Annotated in this window: 19 protein-coding genes; 4 read left to right on the forward strand and 15 right to left on the reverse strand. The window is 33.5% G+C overall.

The window, feature by feature from the left end; translation table 11 throughout:
* Nucleotides 1-166 precede the first annotated feature (166 nt).
* From IJE13_RS02410 to IJE13_RS02430, 5 genes are all read right to left on the reverse strand, one after another.
* Nucleotides 167-1,816, reverse strand: coding sequence for a hypothetical protein (locus tag IJE13_RS02410; RefSeq protein WP_292776618.1), 1,650 nt, complete (start codon nucleotides 1,814-1,816; stop codon nucleotides 167-169).
* Between the two features lie 256 nt (nucleotides 1,817-2,072).
* The gene (locus IJE13_RS02415) at nucleotides 2,073-2,534 is read right to left on the reverse strand and encodes a hypothetical protein (RefSeq protein WP_292776620.1); all 462 of its coding nucleotides are present in this window, start codon (nucleotides 2,532-2,534) and stop codon (nucleotides 2,073-2,075) included.
* Nucleotides 2,535-2,592: 58 nt separating this feature from the next.
* The gene (locus IJE13_RS02420) at nucleotides 2,593-4,185 is read right to left on the reverse strand and encodes an AarF/ABC1/UbiB kinase family protein (protein WP_292776625.1); all 1,593 of its coding nucleotides are present in this window, start codon (nucleotides 4,183-4,185) and stop codon (nucleotides 2,593-2,595) included.
* A 562-nt stretch (nucleotides 4,186-4,747) separates the two neighbouring features.
* Nucleotides 4,748-4,981 carry a hypothetical protein gene (locus tag IJE13_RS02425; protein WP_292776627.1) on the reverse strand — a complete coding sequence of 78 codons (234 nt, stop codon included), beginning with the start codon at nucleotides 4,979-4,981 and terminating at the stop codon, nucleotides 4,748-4,750.
* Nucleotides 4,982-5,260: 279 nt separating this feature from the next.
* Entirely contained in the window at nucleotides 5,261-5,902 is a 642-nt protein-coding gene (locus tag IJE13_RS02430) for a DUF447 domain-containing protein (protein WP_292776629.1), read from the reverse strand.
* Between the two features lie 237 nt (nucleotides 5,903-6,139).
* Here IJE13_RS02430 and IJE13_RS02435 point away from each other — a divergent pair, with 237 nt between their 5' ends.
* Nucleotides 6,140-6,778 carry a hypothetical protein gene (locus IJE13_RS02435; protein ID WP_292776631.1) on the forward strand — a complete coding sequence of 213 codons (639 nt, stop codon included), beginning with the start codon at nucleotides 6,140-6,142 and terminating at the stop codon, nucleotides 6,776-6,778.
* Nucleotides 6,779-6,873: 95 nt separating this feature from the next.
* Here the strand turns inward: IJE13_RS02435 and IJE13_RS02440 are convergent, their stop codons facing one another.
* Both IJE13_RS02440 and IJE13_RS02445 read right to left on the reverse strand, forming a co-directional pair.
* On the reverse strand, nucleotides 6,874-7,605 hold the full coding sequence (locus IJE13_RS02440) for a type II CAAX endopeptidase family protein (RefSeq protein ID WP_292776634.1): 732 nt from the start codon (nucleotides 7,603-7,605) through the stop codon (nucleotides 6,874-6,876).
* A gap of 322 nt (nucleotides 7,606-7,927) precedes the next feature.
* Nucleotides 7,928-8,248 (reverse strand): YciI family protein, encoded by a 321-nt coding sequence (locus tag IJE13_RS02445; protein WP_292776636.1) that lies wholly within the window; start codon nucleotides 8,246-8,248, stop codon nucleotides 7,928-7,930.
* Nucleotides 8,249-9,202: 954 nt separating this feature from the next.
* Between IJE13_RS02445 and IJE13_RS02450 the strand changes: the two genes are divergently transcribed.
* Nucleotides 9,203-10,096: a site-specific DNA-methyltransferase gene (locus IJE13_RS02450; RefSeq protein WP_292776639.1), complete on the forward strand. Its 894-nt coding sequence runs from the start codon at nucleotides 9,203-9,205 to the stop codon at nucleotides 10,094-10,096.
* A complete protein-coding gene (locus IJE13_RS02455) occupies nucleotides 10,077-10,880 on the forward strand; it encodes a DNA adenine methylase (protein ID WP_292776641.1) in 804 nt (267 codons plus the stop codon). Before IJE13_RS02450 ends, IJE13_RS02455 begins: the two co-directional genes overlap by 20 nt.
* Here the strand turns inward: IJE13_RS02455 and IJE13_RS02460 are convergent, their stop codons facing one another.
* The 8 genes from IJE13_RS02460 to IJE13_RS02495 form a co-directional block, all read right to left on the reverse strand.
* Nucleotides 10,881-12,938, reverse strand: coding sequence for a hypothetical protein (locus IJE13_RS02460; protein ID WP_292776643.1), 2,058 nt, complete (start codon nucleotides 12,936-12,938; stop codon nucleotides 10,881-10,883).
* Between the two features lie 206 nt (nucleotides 12,939-13,144).
* Entirely contained in the window at nucleotides 13,145-14,194 is a 1,050-nt protein-coding gene (gene asd / locus IJE13_RS02465; RefSeq protein WP_292776645.1) for an aspartate-semialdehyde dehydrogenase, read from the reverse strand.
* Nucleotides 14,195-14,265: 71 nt separating this feature from the next.
* Entirely contained in the window at nucleotides 14,266-15,084 is an 819-nt protein-coding gene (dapB, locus tag IJE13_RS02470; protein WP_292776647.1) for a 4-hydroxy-tetrahydrodipicolinate reductase, read from the reverse strand.
* 105 nt (nucleotides 15,085-15,189) lie between these two features.
* On the reverse strand, nucleotides 15,190-16,083 hold the full coding sequence (gene dapA / locus IJE13_RS02475) for a 4-hydroxy-tetrahydrodipicolinate synthase (RefSeq protein WP_292776649.1): 894 nt from the start codon (nucleotides 16,081-16,083) through the stop codon (nucleotides 15,190-15,192).
* Between the two features lie 295 nt (nucleotides 16,084-16,378).
* Entirely contained in the window at nucleotides 16,379-17,596 is a 1,218-nt protein-coding gene (locus tag IJE13_RS02480; protein ID WP_292776652.1) for an aspartate kinase, read from the reverse strand.
* 380 nt (nucleotides 17,597-17,976) lie between these two features.
* Nucleotides 17,977-18,174: a 30S ribosomal protein S17e gene (locus IJE13_RS02485; protein ID WP_292776655.1), complete on the reverse strand. Its 198-nt coding sequence runs from the start codon at nucleotides 18,172-18,174 to the stop codon at nucleotides 17,977-17,979.
* Between the two features lie 2 nt (nucleotides 18,175-18,176).
* Nucleotides 18,177-18,500 (reverse strand): chorismate mutase, encoded by a 324-nt coding sequence (locus IJE13_RS02490; protein WP_292776657.1) that lies wholly within the window; start codon nucleotides 18,498-18,500, stop codon nucleotides 18,177-18,179.
* An 88-nt stretch (nucleotides 18,501-18,588) separates the two neighbouring features.
* On the reverse strand, nucleotides 18,589-19,230 hold the full coding sequence (locus tag IJE13_RS02495; protein ID WP_292776659.1) for a sister chromatid cohesion protein PDS5: 642 nt from the start codon (nucleotides 19,228-19,230) through the stop codon (nucleotides 18,589-18,591).
* Nucleotides 19,231-19,401: 171 nt separating this feature from the next.
* Here IJE13_RS02495 and IJE13_RS02500 point away from each other — a divergent pair, with 171 nt between their 5' ends.
* The gene (locus IJE13_RS02500; protein ID WP_292776661.1) at nucleotides 19,402-20,271 is read left to right on the forward strand and encodes a radical SAM protein; all 870 of its coding nucleotides are present in this window, start codon (nucleotides 19,402-19,404) and stop codon (nucleotides 20,269-20,271) included.
* Nucleotides 20,272-20,275 lie beyond the last annotated feature (4 nt).

Raw genomic sequence — 20,275 nt, forward strand, 5'->3', positions numbered from 1 at the left:
AATCAGCCGAATCATCTTATGACAATAAAGAAGGTACTAAAAATTATAAAAAAAGGATTTCATGAAAAAAATCATCAATTACATGAAATGAAAAAATAGTTTAAAAATGTTAAAAATAGAAAAAAAGTAAAAATTATATGTAAAAAAAGAAAATAAGAAAGATTAATTATTCTTCAGGTAAAGGAAGCTTTCTCCAGAAGAATATGTCATTCTCTTTTTTAGCCACTTCAACATAGCCTTTCCTTTCCAAACTTTTAAGAATGTTCTTTGTATTTCCAAAGGAAAGGTTCTTGAATGCAATGTCATTAAGGTACTCCTTAACTGACAAGGTATCCATAGCTTCATCCTCAGGAAGCAAGTGATAGATTTGAGACTGGATGGAATTTAAGTTCTTCAGTTGAGGTGCAGTTAACTTATCATAAACGAATTTGTACTTTTCCAATTCCTCAACAGTTGACTTATAACCTTCAAGTTCAAGTTCCAATCTCTTCAATTCCTCTACATTATTCTGATTGAGGACATCAAGGGAAGCATCCACATCAGTGGAATCAATTAGATTAGCCATTTTTTCCAAGTCTTCGTCTTCAACAGCCCTGATTTTAAGATTATTCTCTTTAGCCAATTCCAATTCCCTTTTGATTTCATTCAATTCCATAAGTTCCCTATCTCCAACAGAAGTTTTATTAATAACCCCATCCTGAGATTGGTTGTCCAGGAAACTGTTGTCAGAGAGTTCAAAGAATAAGTCTTTAACTTCATTCAATCTTTGGATTTGGAGATCCTTTTTGGACAATTCGTTTTGAACCTTGGCATATTCCTCACGGGAAACTGACTTGTCCTTCAATAGCTGGATTTGAACATCCTTTTCGCGAATGGCAACATCACGGGAATCAAGTTCCCTTTGCAATGCAACAAGATTGTCCTTATTTACAAGATTGTTCTTCAAGTCAAGGATTTCCTCGTTTTGGGAAGAGATTTGGGCATTGAGGGATTGGATTTCCATATTCTTTTCATCAACAGTGCTTAATGTATTTGCCAATTTAAGGTTTGCTTCATTTTCCTTGATTCTGGCCTCTTCCAATTGGCGCTGAACATCAGTCAATTTGTTTTCAGCAATCTTCAGGTCATTGGAAATTGATTGAATTTCATTTTCCTTGGAACTGACATCATTTAAAGCCTCCTTTAGCTTAAGATTTGCTTGGCCTAATTCCAAAGTCTTGAAACTGTTGAATTCCTCATCAAAGGATTCCTTCATTTTAGAAAGAGAGTCGTTCATGTCAGAAAGCTCATTGACCTTATCTGACAGGCTTTTGATGGTTTCATCCTTTGAATTCAATAGATCCTTGGATCTGTTCAATACCTCAATATTGGTATTTAAAGAATGAGTCAAGTTTTCGATTTCATATTTTTTATTGTTCAAGTCAGCTTCATATTTAGCCTTCATATCGATGATTTCATCATCCTTGGCCTTTATGTCCTTATCGAATTTGGCTAAAAAGTCGCTGAGCTCAAGACTTTTGCTTTTTAAATCTTCGTCATATTTAAGTTTTAAATCTGAAACTTCATTTACATGTTTACTTTTTAAATCAGAGATTTCCACTTCATGTTTTGCTTTTAAATCAGAAATTTCATCTTCCTTCTGTTTCAATGATTCTTCAGATTCGTATTTCAATGTTTCATATTCATCATTTGGCATCAGTGAATTCTGCTCCTCTTTCAATTGAACAATTTCCATCTTAAGCTTGTTGATTTCTAAAAGAGAAGATTTCACCAATTTTTGTAACTTATACATATCGCTTGAACTTTCAAAACTCATTTTATCACTTAAATATAACTTAATTTAATGTTAATCAAGATAGATTAATCTATAATTAAAACTATTAATTAAAAATATGTCTAAACTCTTATTTAAACTTAATTAATTAACATTATTAAATTTGCATAAATATTCAAGTTTTGATTAAAAAAACAGTTAATTTTAAGAAAAATATTAGAAAAATAAGAATAAATAAGAAAAAATTATCTAAAAAAAGAAAAATAGGAAAAAATTAATTTTCCTAAATATTAAGTTTTTATATAGCGTCGGCGATTGGTTCCAGATTGTTGTTTTCATTGAATTTCATCAATTCATCATAACATGCTTTCCAATCATCAGGAGTTGTATTTTCAATATATGTATAAATGACATATTCCTTGCCTTCAAATTCCACTTCTTCCAAGACTCCATAAGTCAAACCGGCTTTTCCACTAGTCAGATATGAAAGGGCATTGCCTATTTCACTTTCAGTGTTTTCGGTAATGTTATATGTATTGTTGTCTCCTTCGACTATGCTGTAATCAGTTCCGTTCTGCAAATAATATTCCTGAACGTATTCATCATTTTCCCAAGTGCATATGGTCATGCCTGTCTCATCATTGACAGAGAAATACTCAGTCACATCTTCAAAGCCATCATTGATCTTAAAGTCTGAAGCGCTTGCCGCTCCAATGACTAAAAAGCTTAATATCAATAATGCAAACAATTTTTTGTACATCTTTGCACCTCATAATTTTTTAGTTTCTATTAACTTTAGTCTTTATATGAATTCTGATTTACCTTTCAGTGCGTATGAACTTAATGATAATGTATACTCCAAGAATTGCGCTGATTAGGAATCCGAAGAATCCGATGGCTGAAATGTCCCATACCCTTGGTCCCTTGTCCGCTAAAATAGCAATAGATGAACCGACAAGCAACGCGGAAATGATCAGTGATATGGACAATTGGTCCTTCAACTCATCCAAACCGGTGTGGTTCATATTGAGTTCGATTTCCCCTGCCTCAAGCTTATTGAGAGTGCTGTTGAGTCTGTCAGGCAAGTCTTTCAATAAGTGCTCGATTTCTACAATATAGTTGAATCCGCCACCTACAAGGTTTCCTGGTGCGAATTTTGATTTTATCATATCCTTAGCGAATTTTTCAAGCTCGCTTGTGAGATTGAAGTGTGGATCCAATTTGTCTCCAGCTTCCTCAATGAGGATTATTCCCCTTCCGATCATTACGAATTCCCTTGGAAGAATGATATTGTGGTTGATCATTACATTCATCAGGTCATCGAATATTCCATCCATTTGGTCCATGTCAACGCCGATGTATGAATTCAAAAGATCATCGACATCTTCCTGGAATTCCTCAGTGTTCTGTTCCGGACTTATGATGTTCATGTAAAGCATTTGATTGATCAAATGATGTGAGTTTCCATCCAATAGGAGAAGAATCAATTGAGCGAAGTTTGATCTGAAAGTGTCATTGACCACTCCCATCATTCCAAAGTCAATGTAACAGAGTCTGTTGTCACGAGTTACAAATAGGTTACCTGGGTGTGGGTCTGCATGGAAGAATCCGTCAATCAATACCTGTTTCAAATAGGATTGGCATCCGTATTGTGCGATTTCCGCATTGTTGATGCCTTCAACTTCAGTGTCATAGAGGTCAGGCAATTCGTATCCGTCAATGAGCTCCATGGTTATGACTTTGGAGGAACAGTATTCAGGATATACTTCAGGTATCTTGATATAGTCAATCTCTTCAAAGTTCTTTGTTATCTTATTGATGTTCTTAACCTCTTCCATGTAGTTAAGTTCCTTGAAGATTGACCTTTCGAATTCCTTAGCCATTGCAGGCAGGTTATATGTTCTGGAACCTGAAACATGCTTGTCTACGGTTCCGGCAACCTTATTCAATATCTTTACATCAGGTACGATGACATCATAGATGCCTGGCTTTTGAACCTTTACGGCAACTTCCATGTCACGGTCTTTCAGTCTTGCCTTATATACCTGTCCGATTGAAGCGGAACCGAGAGGCTCTTCATTGAATTCTGAGTATATCTCTTCCAATGGCTGTCCGAGTTCATCTTCAATGACCTTTCTCATCTCATCAAAAGGAGTCACCGGAGTGTTGTCCCTAAGCAGCTTCAAGTCATCTGCTATGTCATTACCGACCATATCCGGCCTTGTAGCCAATAGCTGACCTAATTTGATGAATGCAGGACCGCACTCTTCCATTGCATATCTTAAGTCTGAAACTTCAAAGTCCTCATCGTCTTGGTTGTCCTTCAATAATTTTGCCAAGTGGTGTTTCTTTGCAACACCCATAATCTCATCAAAACGTTGTCTTGATGCTTTCTTATCTTCTTTCGCCATTTAATCCCTCATTCTTAAGAATTTAATATTTAAATTTATTAAGTATACAATCTTATTTTTGAATTAATATATATTTAAGATTTTTTATTAAATGAAAATTGTATAATGAATTAGTAAAAAATTAAAATATTATTCAAATATGGAATAAGATATTGGTTACGGATTAAAAAAATATCAGTTTTTTGCAAAAAAAGAAAAACAATCAATGAAAACAAATAGATTAAATAGCAATTAAAATCAAAATAATAGTATTGAAAGATTGCAAGGGGATTGTATGATTGATGTAGCGGGAATCTTTTACAATAATGAGAAAATAATATTCATATTTTTAGGAATAGTGATCTTTATGTTAATTAAATTCATTAAACATAGTTTTCGAACTAAAATAAGTTTCTAAAATGAAAAAAAGTTAAAAATAAATGAAAAAGAAAGAAAAGTAGTAAAATTTTATTAATTAGAGCGTATAGCAATTTTAAAAAGAGGAGATTAAGGTAGATAATTCCCAACAATCCCTAAAAATACTGCTTGCCATCAATGATTGGTTCAATTGAAATTAGAGCCTTCAATCGTCATCATCATCTTCATCGTCTTTATCGTTGTCTTCCTTATCATTCTTGTCGTCTTTATCATCACTGCCAGAATCACTATGATCTACGGAATCACTTGAATCATCTGAATCTCCAGATGCATCACTGGCAGAATCATCAGAAGATCCTCCAATGCATCCACTTACAGCAACTACAGCTAAAAGAACGATTGTTAATAAGAGTAAAGCAAATACATTCTGTTTATTCATTAAAAACAACTCCTTTCCTGTAAAGATAAGTATGTATATTTTAATATTTATATATTGATACTTTAAACTGTTTAATAGTGAAAAAATTAAACATAATAAATAATTATATAGAAAAAAAATGAGAATTTGCAAAAATAACAATATTTTTTAAAAATTATCAAAAGTTTAATTTATTTCATTAAACCTTAGTTTTACGAAACCACTAAGATGAATTAGTTAAAATAATTTTGGCTTCACATCGGCCGTCTGCTCAACTAGAATTAAAGGGGAATTCAGGTCCTATTCAACATCAAAACCCTTTTCTATCATACTGTTTTTAAGAATCTCCATGGCTTTTATCGTATCAGGTCCTGAAACCCTCTTAATCATGCGATTGTTTTCATTGAACCTTCCGATGAAATAATCCTGCTGCTCCTTGCTTACAAGGTCAAGTCGAGTATAGTTTGTAAGGCATTCCAGAAGTGCGAATACTCCCCTGTTTAAAGCCTTTGCACATGGATTGTTCTTGACGATTTCCACAACATCACTGCTTATGATATAAGCTTCTCCATTTGATGTTACATGGTCTTTAATCGGGTCCATTTTTCTAATGTCTGTGACATCACAAATGATATATGCCTCTGCATTCTTCAATATTGCAATGTCCTCATCATCTGTAAACTCTTCAATATCCAAGTTTCCGATGGTTGAATTTACAAAATTTATAGGATCAAAGGTTATATTTACAACATATTTCCGGGTTTCCATAATGTTTTTGAGGGTTTTGGTACCGACAAATAATCTGCATCCAAGTTTGTCCTTGCCTTTGCATACAATTCCTATTGGCGCTGCATTTTTTACACCATCCTTGCTCATGGTAGTGTAAATCCCTTCATATTTCTGTCCTTCTTCAATTCCGATATCTGTCAAATCAATAGCCATTTCATCACCCATAATAATTTAGATTTTCAATATTAATATCTATTCTTTAATCTAAATAAAAATTATTATAAAATTTTAGGCATAAATGAAGTTTAATTTAGTTCATTGAACCATAACTTACGAAACCAATGAGAAAATAATCATAAAACGAAAAAAGAAATATAAAAATAGAATTAAAAAAATAAAAAAAGAAATATAAAAATAGAATTAAACAAAAGAATGAATGGGGGAAAATTCATGATAGGCGACGATGACTTTTTCATGCAGAATGCAGACTATCACTATGGAGCAAGCGATACAGAAAAGATGTATGGAAGAAACTATGATGATTCTGATCTTGGAGGATACTATCCAAGAACTTATGGAGGAACTGGATCAATCGGCCAAAATGCTAGCTCTGAAAATGACAATAGCGGAAAATATTGCCTTGCAGGGATTCTGATTGTTCTTGGGATAATAGTTATAGCAACAGTTGTTGTACCTGCAGTCACTAATTCCATGGCTAGCTCAGTCATCGTAGATGATTTGAAAATCACCAGATACATTCATTCAAGCCAGTATAATTCAAAAGTTTCTACAGAAGAAGGATACGAGATTACATACAATCAGAGAAGCTTTGGAACTCATGCAATAAATGTTATCTTCTACTCAAAAAATGGAAAAGTGTTGTATAATGACAGCAACTATGTTGGAACTTGCTATCTTGGAGATGTGCCATACCAAGTGCATTTAGATGAAAAAGCGGATTATGCAATATTTGAAGTATACAGGACCCATTTGGATTATGGCAAGTGCATATATCGTGAAAGAGTGGATGTTGACAATGTTAATGTAAAAAAAGAGTTTATTAATTATGATACATTGTATGATTATTAAATATTTAATTAAAAAACTTTTAATTATGCTTAATTTACCTCTTTAAATAGGGGTTTTACAAAACTTAAAAAAAAAGATTTTTCCTAATTGAATAATCATCTATTTTGAGAGTTTTCTGAGATTTCTCCAAACCAATTGGTTTTATTGCCAACATAATACATTATGATGAATAATATAATTAAGAAAACAATTGATGCCACAACTTCCCATAATTGTGGAGAGGAAGTTGATGCTTTAAGTCCAAGCATAACAAATAAGCCAACTGCAAAATTATTCGCAGTATGAAGGGCAGAGCTTATTTCCAAACCATTTGTTTTCCAAGCCAAAAATCCAAAACCAAGACCTGTAACTAATGTTTCAAAGAGTCCTAAGATGTTATATTGATGGCATACTGTAAATAATATGGCTTGAAGGACTATCGCCAAAACTGGCATCTTAAACCAAGCCCCAAATGTCTGCATAATAAACCCTCTGAACATATATTCTTCTGCAATGCATTGGAGAGGTACAGAAATAAAAAGTAAAAGGAGAAATGCTATTGAGAAATTAGATGTGCCTTCCGGTCCTTTAATGGCAGTTTCTGCAATCATATATACTATGAACAGTATCATCGGAATTATCAATGCCTTGAAATAGAGCTTGAAATTCCATCCTCCACGTGAAGAGGAATAAGATGAAAATGGCCTATCCTTAACAACTTTTGATGCAATATATAATGAAGGGATAAACATAATGATAATTAAATCCATAAAGAACATCGCCATTGGAGATACAAGTATTTCATATCCTCCATAAAGAACAGCCCTTAAAAAATCAGGACCCGCCATTTTGTAAAAAGCCGCTATTGTTAGTCCTGAGAGTATGGACATTATAATTATAGTCAGTACAAAAACAAGTATCGGTTTGTACCATCTATATTTCTCAAAAGTTTTTGGAAAGGTAATATAATCAGCTATTTTATCATTCATTGCCATAACTATAATTTTCCAATTAGTCATATAAATAATTATTATTTAAATTAATTGTTAATGCATTTAACTTAGCATTTTTAAATGAAAAAACGGATTTCTAGTATGAAGTTTTAAAAAAAAGTAAAAAAATAGTAAATTGAAGTAAAAAAATAAAAAATGAAAATCTTAAAAGTTATATTTAAGATTTGAACCATTCTTCTAATTCAGGTCTTAGATTAACTACTCTAAATTCATAGATTGTGTAATCTACAATGTTTTTTGCTACAAATGGATCATTTGCCATAAGCTCTTCAGCTTCTTCTTTTGAATTAGTTTTCAATACCATGACTCCGCCTCCACCATAGGAGCCATCTTCTTGAGCATGGGGACCTGCAATAAGGACTTTGCCTTCTTCACTACATTTTGCGAAATATTTCAAGTGTTCTTTTAATATTGCCATTACTTCTTTTTGTTCTGGTATGTCTTCTCTAAAATGAGATACGACTGCATATGCATTCATTATATCACCTAATCAAATTTTTCATAATATTATGAAATTTAGTTCAATTTTAAAAAGTTTTGTTATACTTATGTTTACTTATATGACAATATATGTTTCATAATATATAACATTTCATTATTTTTTTGTAAGTGTCAACTTATATGATTTTTTAATTATGAGTATTTGAACATGTCTATCGATAATTTCTAACATCATAGTTAAATAATTTCAAAAATCATTTCTAGTGGTTGTTCTTGAAAAATTAACAAACTTGTTTCTTAGAATTTTTACAATGCCGTCAATTTTAGAATTTCATAATTTTTACCTTTCGATTTTTTTCACGTTTTTTCATGTTAATCTGTAGTTCATATTGAATTTTCTTGCAGGTGTGGATTTATGGAAGATTTTCTATTTTTTCTAATTTTCAGGGTGATTTGGAGTTTAATTTAATTATTTTTTTTTGAATATTTTCGTATAATTTTGACTGTTGGATCGATAATCATTTTTGGTAGGTATTTTTTTAGTTTTTAATTTATTCCATTGTTTTTAATTCCTTTTATTAATTCTAGTTTTTTAATTATTTTATTCAATCTAATTTAATAATTTTTAATTAATTTTTAAATTAACTCTTAATTTTATTTAAAAATATTTAATTTGTTAACCTAGAACTATTTTATTTTTTTAAATTTTTTTAATTTCAATTAGTTTTTATATGCTCTCTTAATATTTTTAAATATGATAAAATACATAGTAATATTAGAGAAAAATAATACATTAGGAATATATTAGACATTAATATTATTTTTTTACGAATTATATGGACTCTGGAATAATTATTTTGAATGAATGAGAAGTGAAACTCTAAATTAATAAAGATATTAAGTATATCAGCCTATGTAAGATTTATAATGTTCTTAAAACTGATATAGTGAAATTGTCGAATATATCCCACTAATGATAAGGAGGAAGACAATGAATAAAAAACCAGAGACAAGTGAACCAGTTGTTATACCATTTGATTATATTTCAAACAATGATTGCATAGAAGGGATGAAGGATCTTCCTGATAATTGTGTGGACTTGATTATTGCGGACCCCCCTTATAACCTTTCAAAAAGTGGAGATTGGAAATGGGATAATAGTGTTTCTTTAGCTGGAATGGGTGGAAACTGGAATATTACGAATGAAAACTGGGACAATATGTCCCTTAATGATTATTTGAGCTTTTCTATAGCTTGGCTTTCTGAGGCCAAGAGAATACTAAAACCCACAGGGTCAATGTGGATTTTTGGAACGTATCATAACATAGGAATCATTAATATTGTATGCCAAATGCTAAATATTGAGATTATAAATGAGGTTATCTGGTACAAGAAGAATGCATTTCCAAATCTTTCTGGTAGACGCATGACAGCAAGTCATGAGACTATACTCTGGGTTCATTCCGGAAACAAAAAAAGGGAATATTACTTTGACTATGAATATTCAAAAAATGGAGAATTTCCTGGTGATGAGCTAAAATCACCTGGCAAGCAGATGAGAACTGTATGGGATCTCTCTAATAATAAGAAACGAGAAGAACTTAAATATGGAAAACATCCTACTCAGAAACCTATTAAAGTATTAACAAGAATGATTAAGCTGTCTTCTAAACCTGGGGATATTATGCTGACTCCATTCGCAGGTGCAGGAAGCGAATGTGTTGCAGCAAAGATGACAGGACGTCATTATATAGGTTTTGAAGTTGAAAAAGAGTATTGCGATATTTCAGAGGAAAGACTATCACATACAGAAAAGGAAAGTGAGCAAATGACTTTATTCCAAGTATTGAAAGGAGAAAAAGAAAATGATAAAACCAGTGATTAAGTGGAGTGGAAGTAAACGCTCTCAGTCTGAAAAGATTAAATCTTTTCTTCCAAAAACTTATAATACATATTATGAACCATTTATTGGTGGTGGATCAATGCTATATGCAATTAGTCCTGAAAAGAGCGTATGTGGGGATATTTGTGAACCTCTGATTGATTTGTGGAAAGAGATACGTGATAATCCCCAGAAGCTTTCAGAAGAATACCGTGATAGATGGACAAGACTTCAGGAGGAAGGATATACTGCTTACTATGAGATTCGTGATGATTTCAATCGCGATAAGTCCCCTTATGATTTAATGTTCCTATCTAGAACATGTGTAAATGGCCTTATTAGATTTAATAACAAAGGAGAATTTAACAACTCTCTGCATTATTCTCGTAAGGGTATAAATCCCAATACATTAGACAAGATAATTATGGATTGGTCTCAGCATATACAAAATACAGAATTTTATGCGGAAGATTATAATATAACAACAGCAACAGCAAAGGCCGGTGATATTGTTTATTTGGATCCACCATATTTTCACACTAAAGGCAGATATTTTGGAACTATCGATTTTGATAGGTTCGTGGAATACTTAGAAGATCTCAATCAAAGGGGGATAAAGTGGATTTTATCATTTGATGGAAAAAGGGGAAAAGAAGATTACACAGTTGATATTCCAAGAGAATTGTACAAGAGACACGAGTTTATTACTTCAGGAAATTCAACTTTTAAGAAAGTAATAGATAAAGAGACCGAGAAGGTCCTCGAGTCTCTTTACCTAAACTATTAATTAATGAATAAAAAACTGATCATCACCAGAAGCGTTATATTTATCAATGATGAATTGTTTGACTATTGAAGCGCGATCTGTGGATGGGATAATTTCAATCGTCCACCCAATTTTTTTATCCGGCATAATAGGATCCATAACAAATAGAATTTCACAATTCTTTTTAAATACTTCATCAGATGGCTCTGCATAATCTTTTAAGTAAGCTGCAGCAGATATTGTCTCAAAATTGTTGAAATTAATTTGTTCATCCCCCCATGACCATTCACCAATTGAAGGTTTAACATGTCTTTTAGCACTTGGAACAAAATCCATTAATTTTTTGATGTATGTGACTAGTTTTGTTCCCACATCCTCCTCTAGGCCAATAGATCGTTCCTTTGACTCAATCGATAAAAGTAAAGGTTTATCAAATACACCAAATAGCTCAAGAATATGATCAGGGCGTTTACCCTTAATATCATCACTTACACGCGGTAAAGATAGCCAGCGATTTTCCATGGTGCCATCAAGAACAGAAAAACCACTCCAATCACCGCCAGGAGGATTACACAATCCTTCAAAACAATATTTACCTAGAATGTGTCCAAATAAGTAATGGATTGCAGTATCGACATCGTCTTCACCAAAGGTCATAGGAATACTTGAGAAAACAGGCTTATTCTTTAACTGTTGCTCTGTTCCACGAGCAGTATAAAAATCCTTTATTTTTGATGTATCATAAACTCGTTCGGCATCGTATTTTTTTGTTGCACGAACAGGTACATCAAGGATGAGGTAATTACTCAGGGCTAGGATAGAGCGCCATAAACCGTTCTTATCTGCAAGTTTAATAGGGTCTGAGTCAAGAAGATTTAGATTTGCTTCTATCAGAGGACCATAAAGATAAGTTAGCACATCTACATCTGTAGAGGATAACATAATAACAAGAGGGAGAAGTCCTCTATCTGGCCGGTTGTCATCACCACGGGGTTTGAAGCCTTTGAATATAGCTACAATCAGATGTTTATCATTGCAAGCAAGATTATTGATAATATCCTCGTTTGCCATAGGATACAATTGGGATAATCGATTAGCAAATTCTTCCCTTTTATCAGCTGAAATAATTCCAAAAGGCAGATTTCGGGATGCAAGACCGATACTAAGTTCATCAACGAGTTTTATTACATCCGCAGATACTCCATGATGGCTTTTGGCTGAAATGGTTTTGTGGAAATTGAAACGATTTTTCTTTACTGCATAGTCGACAATATCATCATGCTTTAAAGAGTATATGTCCTCCCATTCATCTGGAGTAAAATTGATGTTGCTATCTAAGTGTGCTGCAAGAAATTGAACAACATTCATATTCTTTTTTAAGATGGTTTCTTTTTCTTGAGAGATATCCATTCCAAGCATCAATTTTACTATATAGATTCCAAGAATGTCATCCCCGAAATCAGATTCATCGAAGTCTGCGATATGATCATCACGTGTTTTATCAAATTCTTCAGATTTCATATATAACTGAGCAACAAAATTTCCGGTTGTCTTAGAATAATTAACATAACTATAAGGAACAGCTGCGTTTGGAAAACGAAGGCTCTTTCGCTGCCGAGTTGTGTTATCCAGCTCATATTTGACAAAATCAACTATATATAAATAAGGACACCCGGTACGGCCTGTTGAGAAAGCTCTAGCACTTCTTTGCCAAGCTTGATTTCCTGCTTGTAAAGCTGAGCAAAATTCTATTCCAACAATGATTTGTTCTTCTCCATCTCTTATGTGTGAGATTATGGCATCAGGAGTTTCATCAAAGAAACTTCCCGCTTCTTTAAGAGCATCAAAAATATTCTCTTCCCATCTTTTTTTGGTGTTCTTATTGAAACCTGGAAGAAGTTCTAATCTCCAGTGAATAGGATTACCTGAAAATGTGCATTTCATTTCAATAGTTAATGTCGATGGGGAGATGAGAAAGGTACGTATATTATCATCATCTGGATTTAATGTTGATACAATTATATCTGCTATACGTTCACATTCAACAATATTATCTCCATGTATCCTAAATGTGTTCATTAGTAATCCTCCGTAGATTCCATTTATATCGCATTCATCAATATTTACCACGATTTAATTGTATCTTCATTTACCAATATGCGACTAATCCCTTTCTTGTTTAATTTCTTCCATATAACAGTTTTAGGAAACTAAGAAAAAAGAATAATAATTTTAAAAAAATGAAAATTAAAAAAATAAAAAAAGAAAAGAAAAAATTAATAAAATTATAAAATTTGTTTATTAATCAATTCAGCATTCAATATAGAAGCACCAGCAGCACCTCTAATAGTATTATGCCCTACAAGAACATATTTGAAACTGTTATCAAATGCTTGATCTTTTCTGACTCTGCCTACTGTAGCAGCCATACCGCCATATGCCATTCTGTCCATTCTTGGTTGAGGTCTGTCATCTTCCTCTTTGACTATGACAGGTTGTTTTGGAGCAGAATGAAGATCTAATTCTTGTGGAAGACCTCTGAAGTCAGCCATTGTCTTTTTAATCTTGTCAATGTCTGCCTCTTCATCCAACTCTACGAATACCGCTTCAGTGTGACCGTCAATGACAGGCACTCTGTGACAGGAAGCGCTTAATGAAAAGTTTGCAGGAACAACTTCATCCCCGTCAAGGGAACCTAATAAGTGCAATGTTTCACTTTCCATCTTCTCTTCTTCTCCACCGATGTATGGAACCAAGTTGTCCAAGATAGCCATTGAAGGAACACCGTTGTAACCTGCTCCTGAAACGGCTTGCATGGTTGAAACATAAATTCTGTTTATGTTGAAATTGTCATAAATCGGTTTTAAAGTTAAAGTCAATGCAATTGTGGAACAGTTAGGGTTTGTTACAATGAATCCGTCCCAGTTGTTGTTTTTCTGTTGTGCTTCAATCATATCCAGGAATTGTGGGTTTACCTCTGGAATTACTAAAGGAATGTCCTTTTTCATACGCATAGCACTTGCATTTGAAGCCACTACAAAATCCTTTGCATATTCCGGTTCGACTTTAGCTGCAAAATCAGCAGGAAGTGAGGAGAATACGATTTCAACATCCTTGTCCATTTGTGCAGGATCGGTTTCAATTACAGTAATGTCCCTTACGGATTCAGGCATTTCACTATTCATATACCAAGTGGTAGCGTCTTCATACTTTTTGCCTGCGGATCTTCCTGATGCTGCAAGTGCAGCGATTTCAAAATCAGGGTGATCTGCCAACAGTTGGATGAATCTTTGACCTACCATTCCAGTTGCACCAAGTACACCTACTTTTACCATTTAAATCATCTCAATAATTATCATATATTAGTTATTAAAAGAATTAAAGGAATGAAATTAATTTAAATTAATTAGATTCCTAAAACATCAGCCATATCATTTACTTTTCCAGGCTCTGCTGAACCTACGAATCTTAAGGCTCTGATAACACCGGCAATGAATACCTCTCTGGTATGTGCCATGTGTTTCACTTCAAGTCTTTCACCATCTCCAACATACAATACTGTGTGGTCACCTACAATGTCTCCACCACGTACTGCATGCATACCGATTTCCTCTTTGGTTCTTTTGCCCACTTGACCTTGTCTGCCATAGATTCCCACTTCTTCCGGATTTCTTCCTAAAGCACCTGCAACTACTTCAAATGCAGTCATTGCAGTTCCGGAAGGAGCATCTGCCTTTTGATTGTGGTGAGCTTCAATGATTTCAATGTCAAAATCATTCAATATTGGAGTCAAGTCTTTCAATACCTTAAAGAACACATTTACTCCAATGGAGAAGTTGGAGGAAATTACAGCCTTGATGTTATTTTCCTTGATTACATCTGCATTTCCTTGAGCCATTTCTTCGGTAAATCCTGTGGTTCCTACAACAAGGTTCACTCCACAAGCAGCAGCTCTTTTAATAGTTTCAACAGCAGCAGGAGCAATGGTGAAATCAACCAAAACTTCAGCTCCAGATTCTTTCAATGCCTTTTCCAAGTCTTCTGAACCGACAATAGGAACTCCAATATTACCGATTCCAGCTTTTTCACCAGCATCTACGCCAGCTAAAGGAGTGTTTGGCATTTCAATAGCTGCCACTACTTCCATATCATCCTGTTCAGAGATTTTTCTTATAATACCGGAGCCCATTCTTCCAGCAGCTCCAGTTACAGCAACTTTTATCATAATATCATCTAATAATTAATTCGGTTAATAATAAAATTTTTCAAAAAATAATAATTAGAAAAATGAGATAAAATCCCAATTATCTAATAATCAAATACTCTTATTTTATAAGATTCCAGCATCTTCCAATGCTTTTCTTAAGATTGCTCTGTTTTCTTCCAACATAGGAACTAAAGGTAATCTTAATGGTCCTGCAGGCATTCCCATCATAGCCAATGCCTCTTTTGCAGGTGCTGGGCTGGTTTCAATGAACAATGCTTTGATCAAGTCATATTGTTTGTAATGGTATTCCAATGCTTTGTCATAGTCACCATCCAAAAGGCAGTTTACCATTTGAACCATGGTCCTTGGATCGATGTTTGCGGATGCGCTCACTACCCCTCTTGCACCAACGGACATTAAAGGAAGGGTCAATTCATCACTACCGGACAATATGACGATGTCATCTTCCAATCCTGCATCCCTTAAGAGTTTCATGGTTTTGGACACTTTGTCCACATTGGAGGAAGCCTCTTTCAAAGCGGTAATGTTGTCCACTTTTGCAAGCTCCACAATGGTTTCAGGAGCCATATCCAAACTGGTACGGGATGGAACATTGTAAGTGATCAAGTCAATGTCAACTGCATTTGCAATTTGAGTATAATGTTCAATTACACCATGTTGTTGCGGTTTGTTGTAATATGGAGTGATTAAAAGAGCCATGTCAGCTCCTGCATCATCTGCATATTTGGTCAAGTCCAATGCTTCGGTAGTTGCATTACTTCCGGTTCCAGCAATGGTGGTAACCCTGCCGTCAACCTCATCAATCATGATGTCAAGAACCCTTCTGTGTTCTTCATGGGTCAATGTAGCGGATTCACCAGTGGTGCCTACAGCAACCAAACCATCTACATCTTGGTCAATCAACCAGTTAATATTTTGTCTGTATCCTTCTTCGTCTATGGTTCCATCTTCGTGGAATGGAGTGACCATAGCAACAGCAGTTCCTTCAAAACGCATAATAACACCTTTTTACTATATAATTATTTATTTTTTAATATTTGTTAATATAATGAATTTAATTCATTTAATGAATTTTAAACATTTATTTGAATTTTTAATTTTTAGAAAATCAAAATATTAATTTCAAATACTTAACATGTTAAAGTTCGTATCAATAAAAACCAAATATTTTTACGAGACTTTACGAGTATATTAAAATTAATATACAAAAAACGAACAGAAGCTTTTACTTCGCTTTAATGAAAATAAAAGTAATCACTTCTTTATTGGGTTAAAAAGATAAAAGCGGAAGTTATAAAACTTCCTTTATTAAGTCGTATGCTACCTTACCATCTTCCCAGTTGATGAATAAGACGATAGCAGTTTGAGAAGATGAGATTTCGACAATGTTTATGTGGTTTTCCTTAAGCGGATTGGTGATTTCAGTGATTACACCTGGAGTTTCAATGAAGTCCGGATTGACCATGGTCAACATTGCAATGTCCCTTCCTAAGGAAATTGAGCTTAAACTGTCTTCAGCAATGACTAGATTGTGCAATAAATGGTATGCATCATCTGCATCGCATTTGTCCAAGAATAAAGTGATTGAATTCTGACCTGCGGAAATACCATAAATGTTGATGTTTGCATCCGCTAAAGTAGTGGTCATTTTTGCAAGAAGTCCTATTTGGTTAAGCAAATCCTCTCCAACAAGAGCCACCACTGAAATAGGTTCGTGGTGCAAGGTCACTGATTTGCTCATTGAATCCTCAAAAGGACCTACAATTTCAGTTCCAGGGTCGGATAAGTCCCCTTTTTCAAAACTGATAATTTTTGCATTTATTTCTGGGTCTTTGAATCTTAAGGCATGAGGGTGCAAGACTTGAGCTCCATGTGTAGCGAGATCCCTCATCTCTTCAACTGAAATGTAATCCAATTTTTTTGCTTCAGTGATTTTTCTTGGGTCTGTGGACATGACTCCATCCACATCAGTTACAATGATCACGTCATCTGCATCCAGGCAATGACCTAATAGGAATGCAGTTACATCACTGCCTCCTCTGCCTAGAGTGGTCACTTCCCCATCTTCAGTTCTTCCAAGGAAGCCACAGATGACCGGAATGATACCTTCATCCAAAAGACTTAACAAGCCTTGAGATTGCTCTTCGGTTCTTTCAAAGTCTATTTTGGCTTTTCCGTAGTTGTTGTCAGTAATGACAGGCCATAGTTCATGGCCAGGATCGATGTATTCTGATTTTACACCCAATGATTCCAAGACTGATGAAAATACTCTGATGCTGGTTCTCTCACCCATGGATAAAATTTCCGCCAATTGCTTCTCGGTTACTTCTTTTCCAATGGATTCATCAGCAATGGCTACTAAGTCATCAGTAGTCTTATTGATAGCTGATACAACGACCACAACCTTCTTTCCGCTCATGTACTCATTAACGACAGATTGTGCAGCTTTCCTAATTCTTTGTCCATTTCCTATCGAAGTACCGCCAAATTTGGCTACAATTAATTCCATTTGTTTACACACCTTTTTCTTTAAATTAAAAATTAAAATAATAAATTTTTGATAAAATTATATTTTATAGACTATTATCCATTTATTAATTTTATAAAAGGGTATTAATATATTTATTTATTAATTTTACAATTTTTTAATGAAAATTGGTGATCTGTTAATAAGAAATACTGAATAGTTAATAAGATTTTAGATAAAAAGTATTCCTTTTAAAATAAAATTGTATAAAAAATAGTTAAATATATTAAAAAAAGTGGTAGATTAAAATAAATTAATCTCAAAATTAGTTAAAAATATTAAAAAAAGTGGTAGATTAAAATTATTTAATCTCAAAGTTGAGATCAAAATTAATTAATCATAAAAAAAGCAAAAAAATAAAATTATGCTTGGTTAGCTTGTTGTCTTACCAATCTGGTAATGTAACCTGCAATCTTATTTCTTAAGTGTTTAGTGCTTACAGTAGAGTACTCAGACACTAATTTTTTGTTTTCTTCAAAATCAGTTGTAAATTTACCAGGGTGAGTTTCAATTAATTCTTTTGATATACGTTTTACGAATGAAGTTCTAATATTTCCCATAATCATTCCTCCAATAATTCTCTCTGTTTATTTTTACTTAAAATTGTTAGCATGTTCATAATATCGCTAAGAATATCATCATCAATGTTTTTTTCTTGAGCCAATTTGCTTGCTTTGGCATGGACAGCATCTTCTCTTGACTTGTCATAAATCTCCATGCCTAAAAACACTTTAGCTGAGACTATATCCTTAGCAAGTGAAGTTCTTTCACTTATTAAGTTAACTAAATCATTATCAATTTCATCGATTCTTTTTCTAGACTCTTTAAGAACATTCTGAGCCTCTTCCTCATTTTCATACAAGCTCATTATCTCTTTCAGATCCACAAAAATAACTCCATAGTTTTGATAATAAATATACTTTATATCTCATACTATTTAAATATAGTTACTGAAATTAAGATTTGAAAATAAGTTAAATATTTTCACTTTCTTCCAATGCCTTTTTTGTGATTCGAACCGCACCTGCACAGTGAATGCGAACAACAGGATGAGTATCATTTTCTGAAATGAATTCCAGTTTTTTCAAATAAGGCTTTACGCAATCAGGCTTTCTCTTTCCAATCACCCGAAACATTTCTGGAGACTCAATCCGAACCTTCTCATTTTCATCAGATATCATTTCATAAAAGAGATCAAGCTTTTCACAGAACAATTCAGGAGCATTTGTTCCTATATTCTCACATGCCCAAACGAATGCAAGGCGAACATTTGCTGATTTGTCCTCTCTCATTTCCATCAATTTATCCAAATAAGGCAGAATAAGATTCTTATCAGCTCTGCCGATTCTTCCCATTGCATTGGTAGCCCTTTCCCGCAGTTTGGAATCATCATCTTCTAAATAAAAAATAATATTTTCAATATATGCTTCCACTTCCAATGGATATCTCAATCCCATTTCACCGAGAATCCATAATGCCTTTGCCTTCACTTCAACGGAATGATCCCCACTTATTTTTTCACCAACAAAATCAATCCTTGATTTCCAGTTTTCCTTATCCTTTGTTATATCTCTAAGTTCCTTGAGAATTTCATTTTCCGAATCGTTTGTAGACATTTTATCACTATAAATAACCTTAATATTTTCTCTATTTATATTTATCGATTAACTTTATTTTTCAATCATTTTTATTTTTCAAATGCTCTCAAAAACAATTAAATATATTAGAATAAATATTAAAATAGAAGAAGAAATTGATAATTGAAAATTAAACATTAAAGTGAAATCATGCATTATGTAAACGCTAAAAGCATTCTGTCCCCCAAGAACGGCATGAACCTATACAGAGGATGTTCCCATGGCTGCATCTACTGCGACTCCAGAAGCAATGTCTACAATATGGACCATGCATTTGAAGACATTGAAGTCAAGGCAAATGGGCCTGAACTCCTTAAGAAAGCCCTGAAAAACAAGAGGGAAAAGGTCATGATCGGAACAGGTTCCATGACAGACCCATACATTCCACTGGAGAAGAAGATGCAGAATGTTAGGGAATCCCTTGAACTCATATACAAATACGGACATGGATTCACTTGCATCACCAAATCAAATCTCATACTTAGAGATTTGGACCTTCTAAAAAAGATAAACGAAAAAACAAAAGTGGTCATTCAAATGACATTGACCACCTATGATGAGGACTTATGCAGAATACTTGAACCGAATGTATGCACTACAAAGGAAAGAGTGAAAGTATTGAAAATACTCAACAAACATAATATACCTACAATCGTTTGGCTAAGCCCTATCCTTCCTTTCATAAACGATACGGAAGAGAATATAAATGGAATGCTTGATTACTGCATAGAGTCAAATGTTAAAGGAATATTATGCTTTGGAATGGGAATGACATTGAGAGACGGAAACAGGGAATATTTCTATAAGAAACTGGACAATCATTTCCCTGGGCTTAAGGAAAAGTACATTGAAAGCTATGGGAACAGCTATGGCATATCCAGTCCAAATCACAATAAATTGATGAAGATCTTCTACAAAAGGACAAATGAACACAATATAATGAATGATATTGATGAGATATTTGAATACTTACATGAGTTTCCAAGCAAGGATAAGACTAAACAAACTACTTTATTTTAAAAAA

The sequence above is a fragment of the Methanobrevibacter sp. genome, assembly GCF_017410345.1.
In the GTDB taxonomy this organism is placed as follows: Archaea; Methanobacteriota; Methanobacteria; order Methanobacteriales; family Methanobacteriaceae; genus Methanobrevibacter.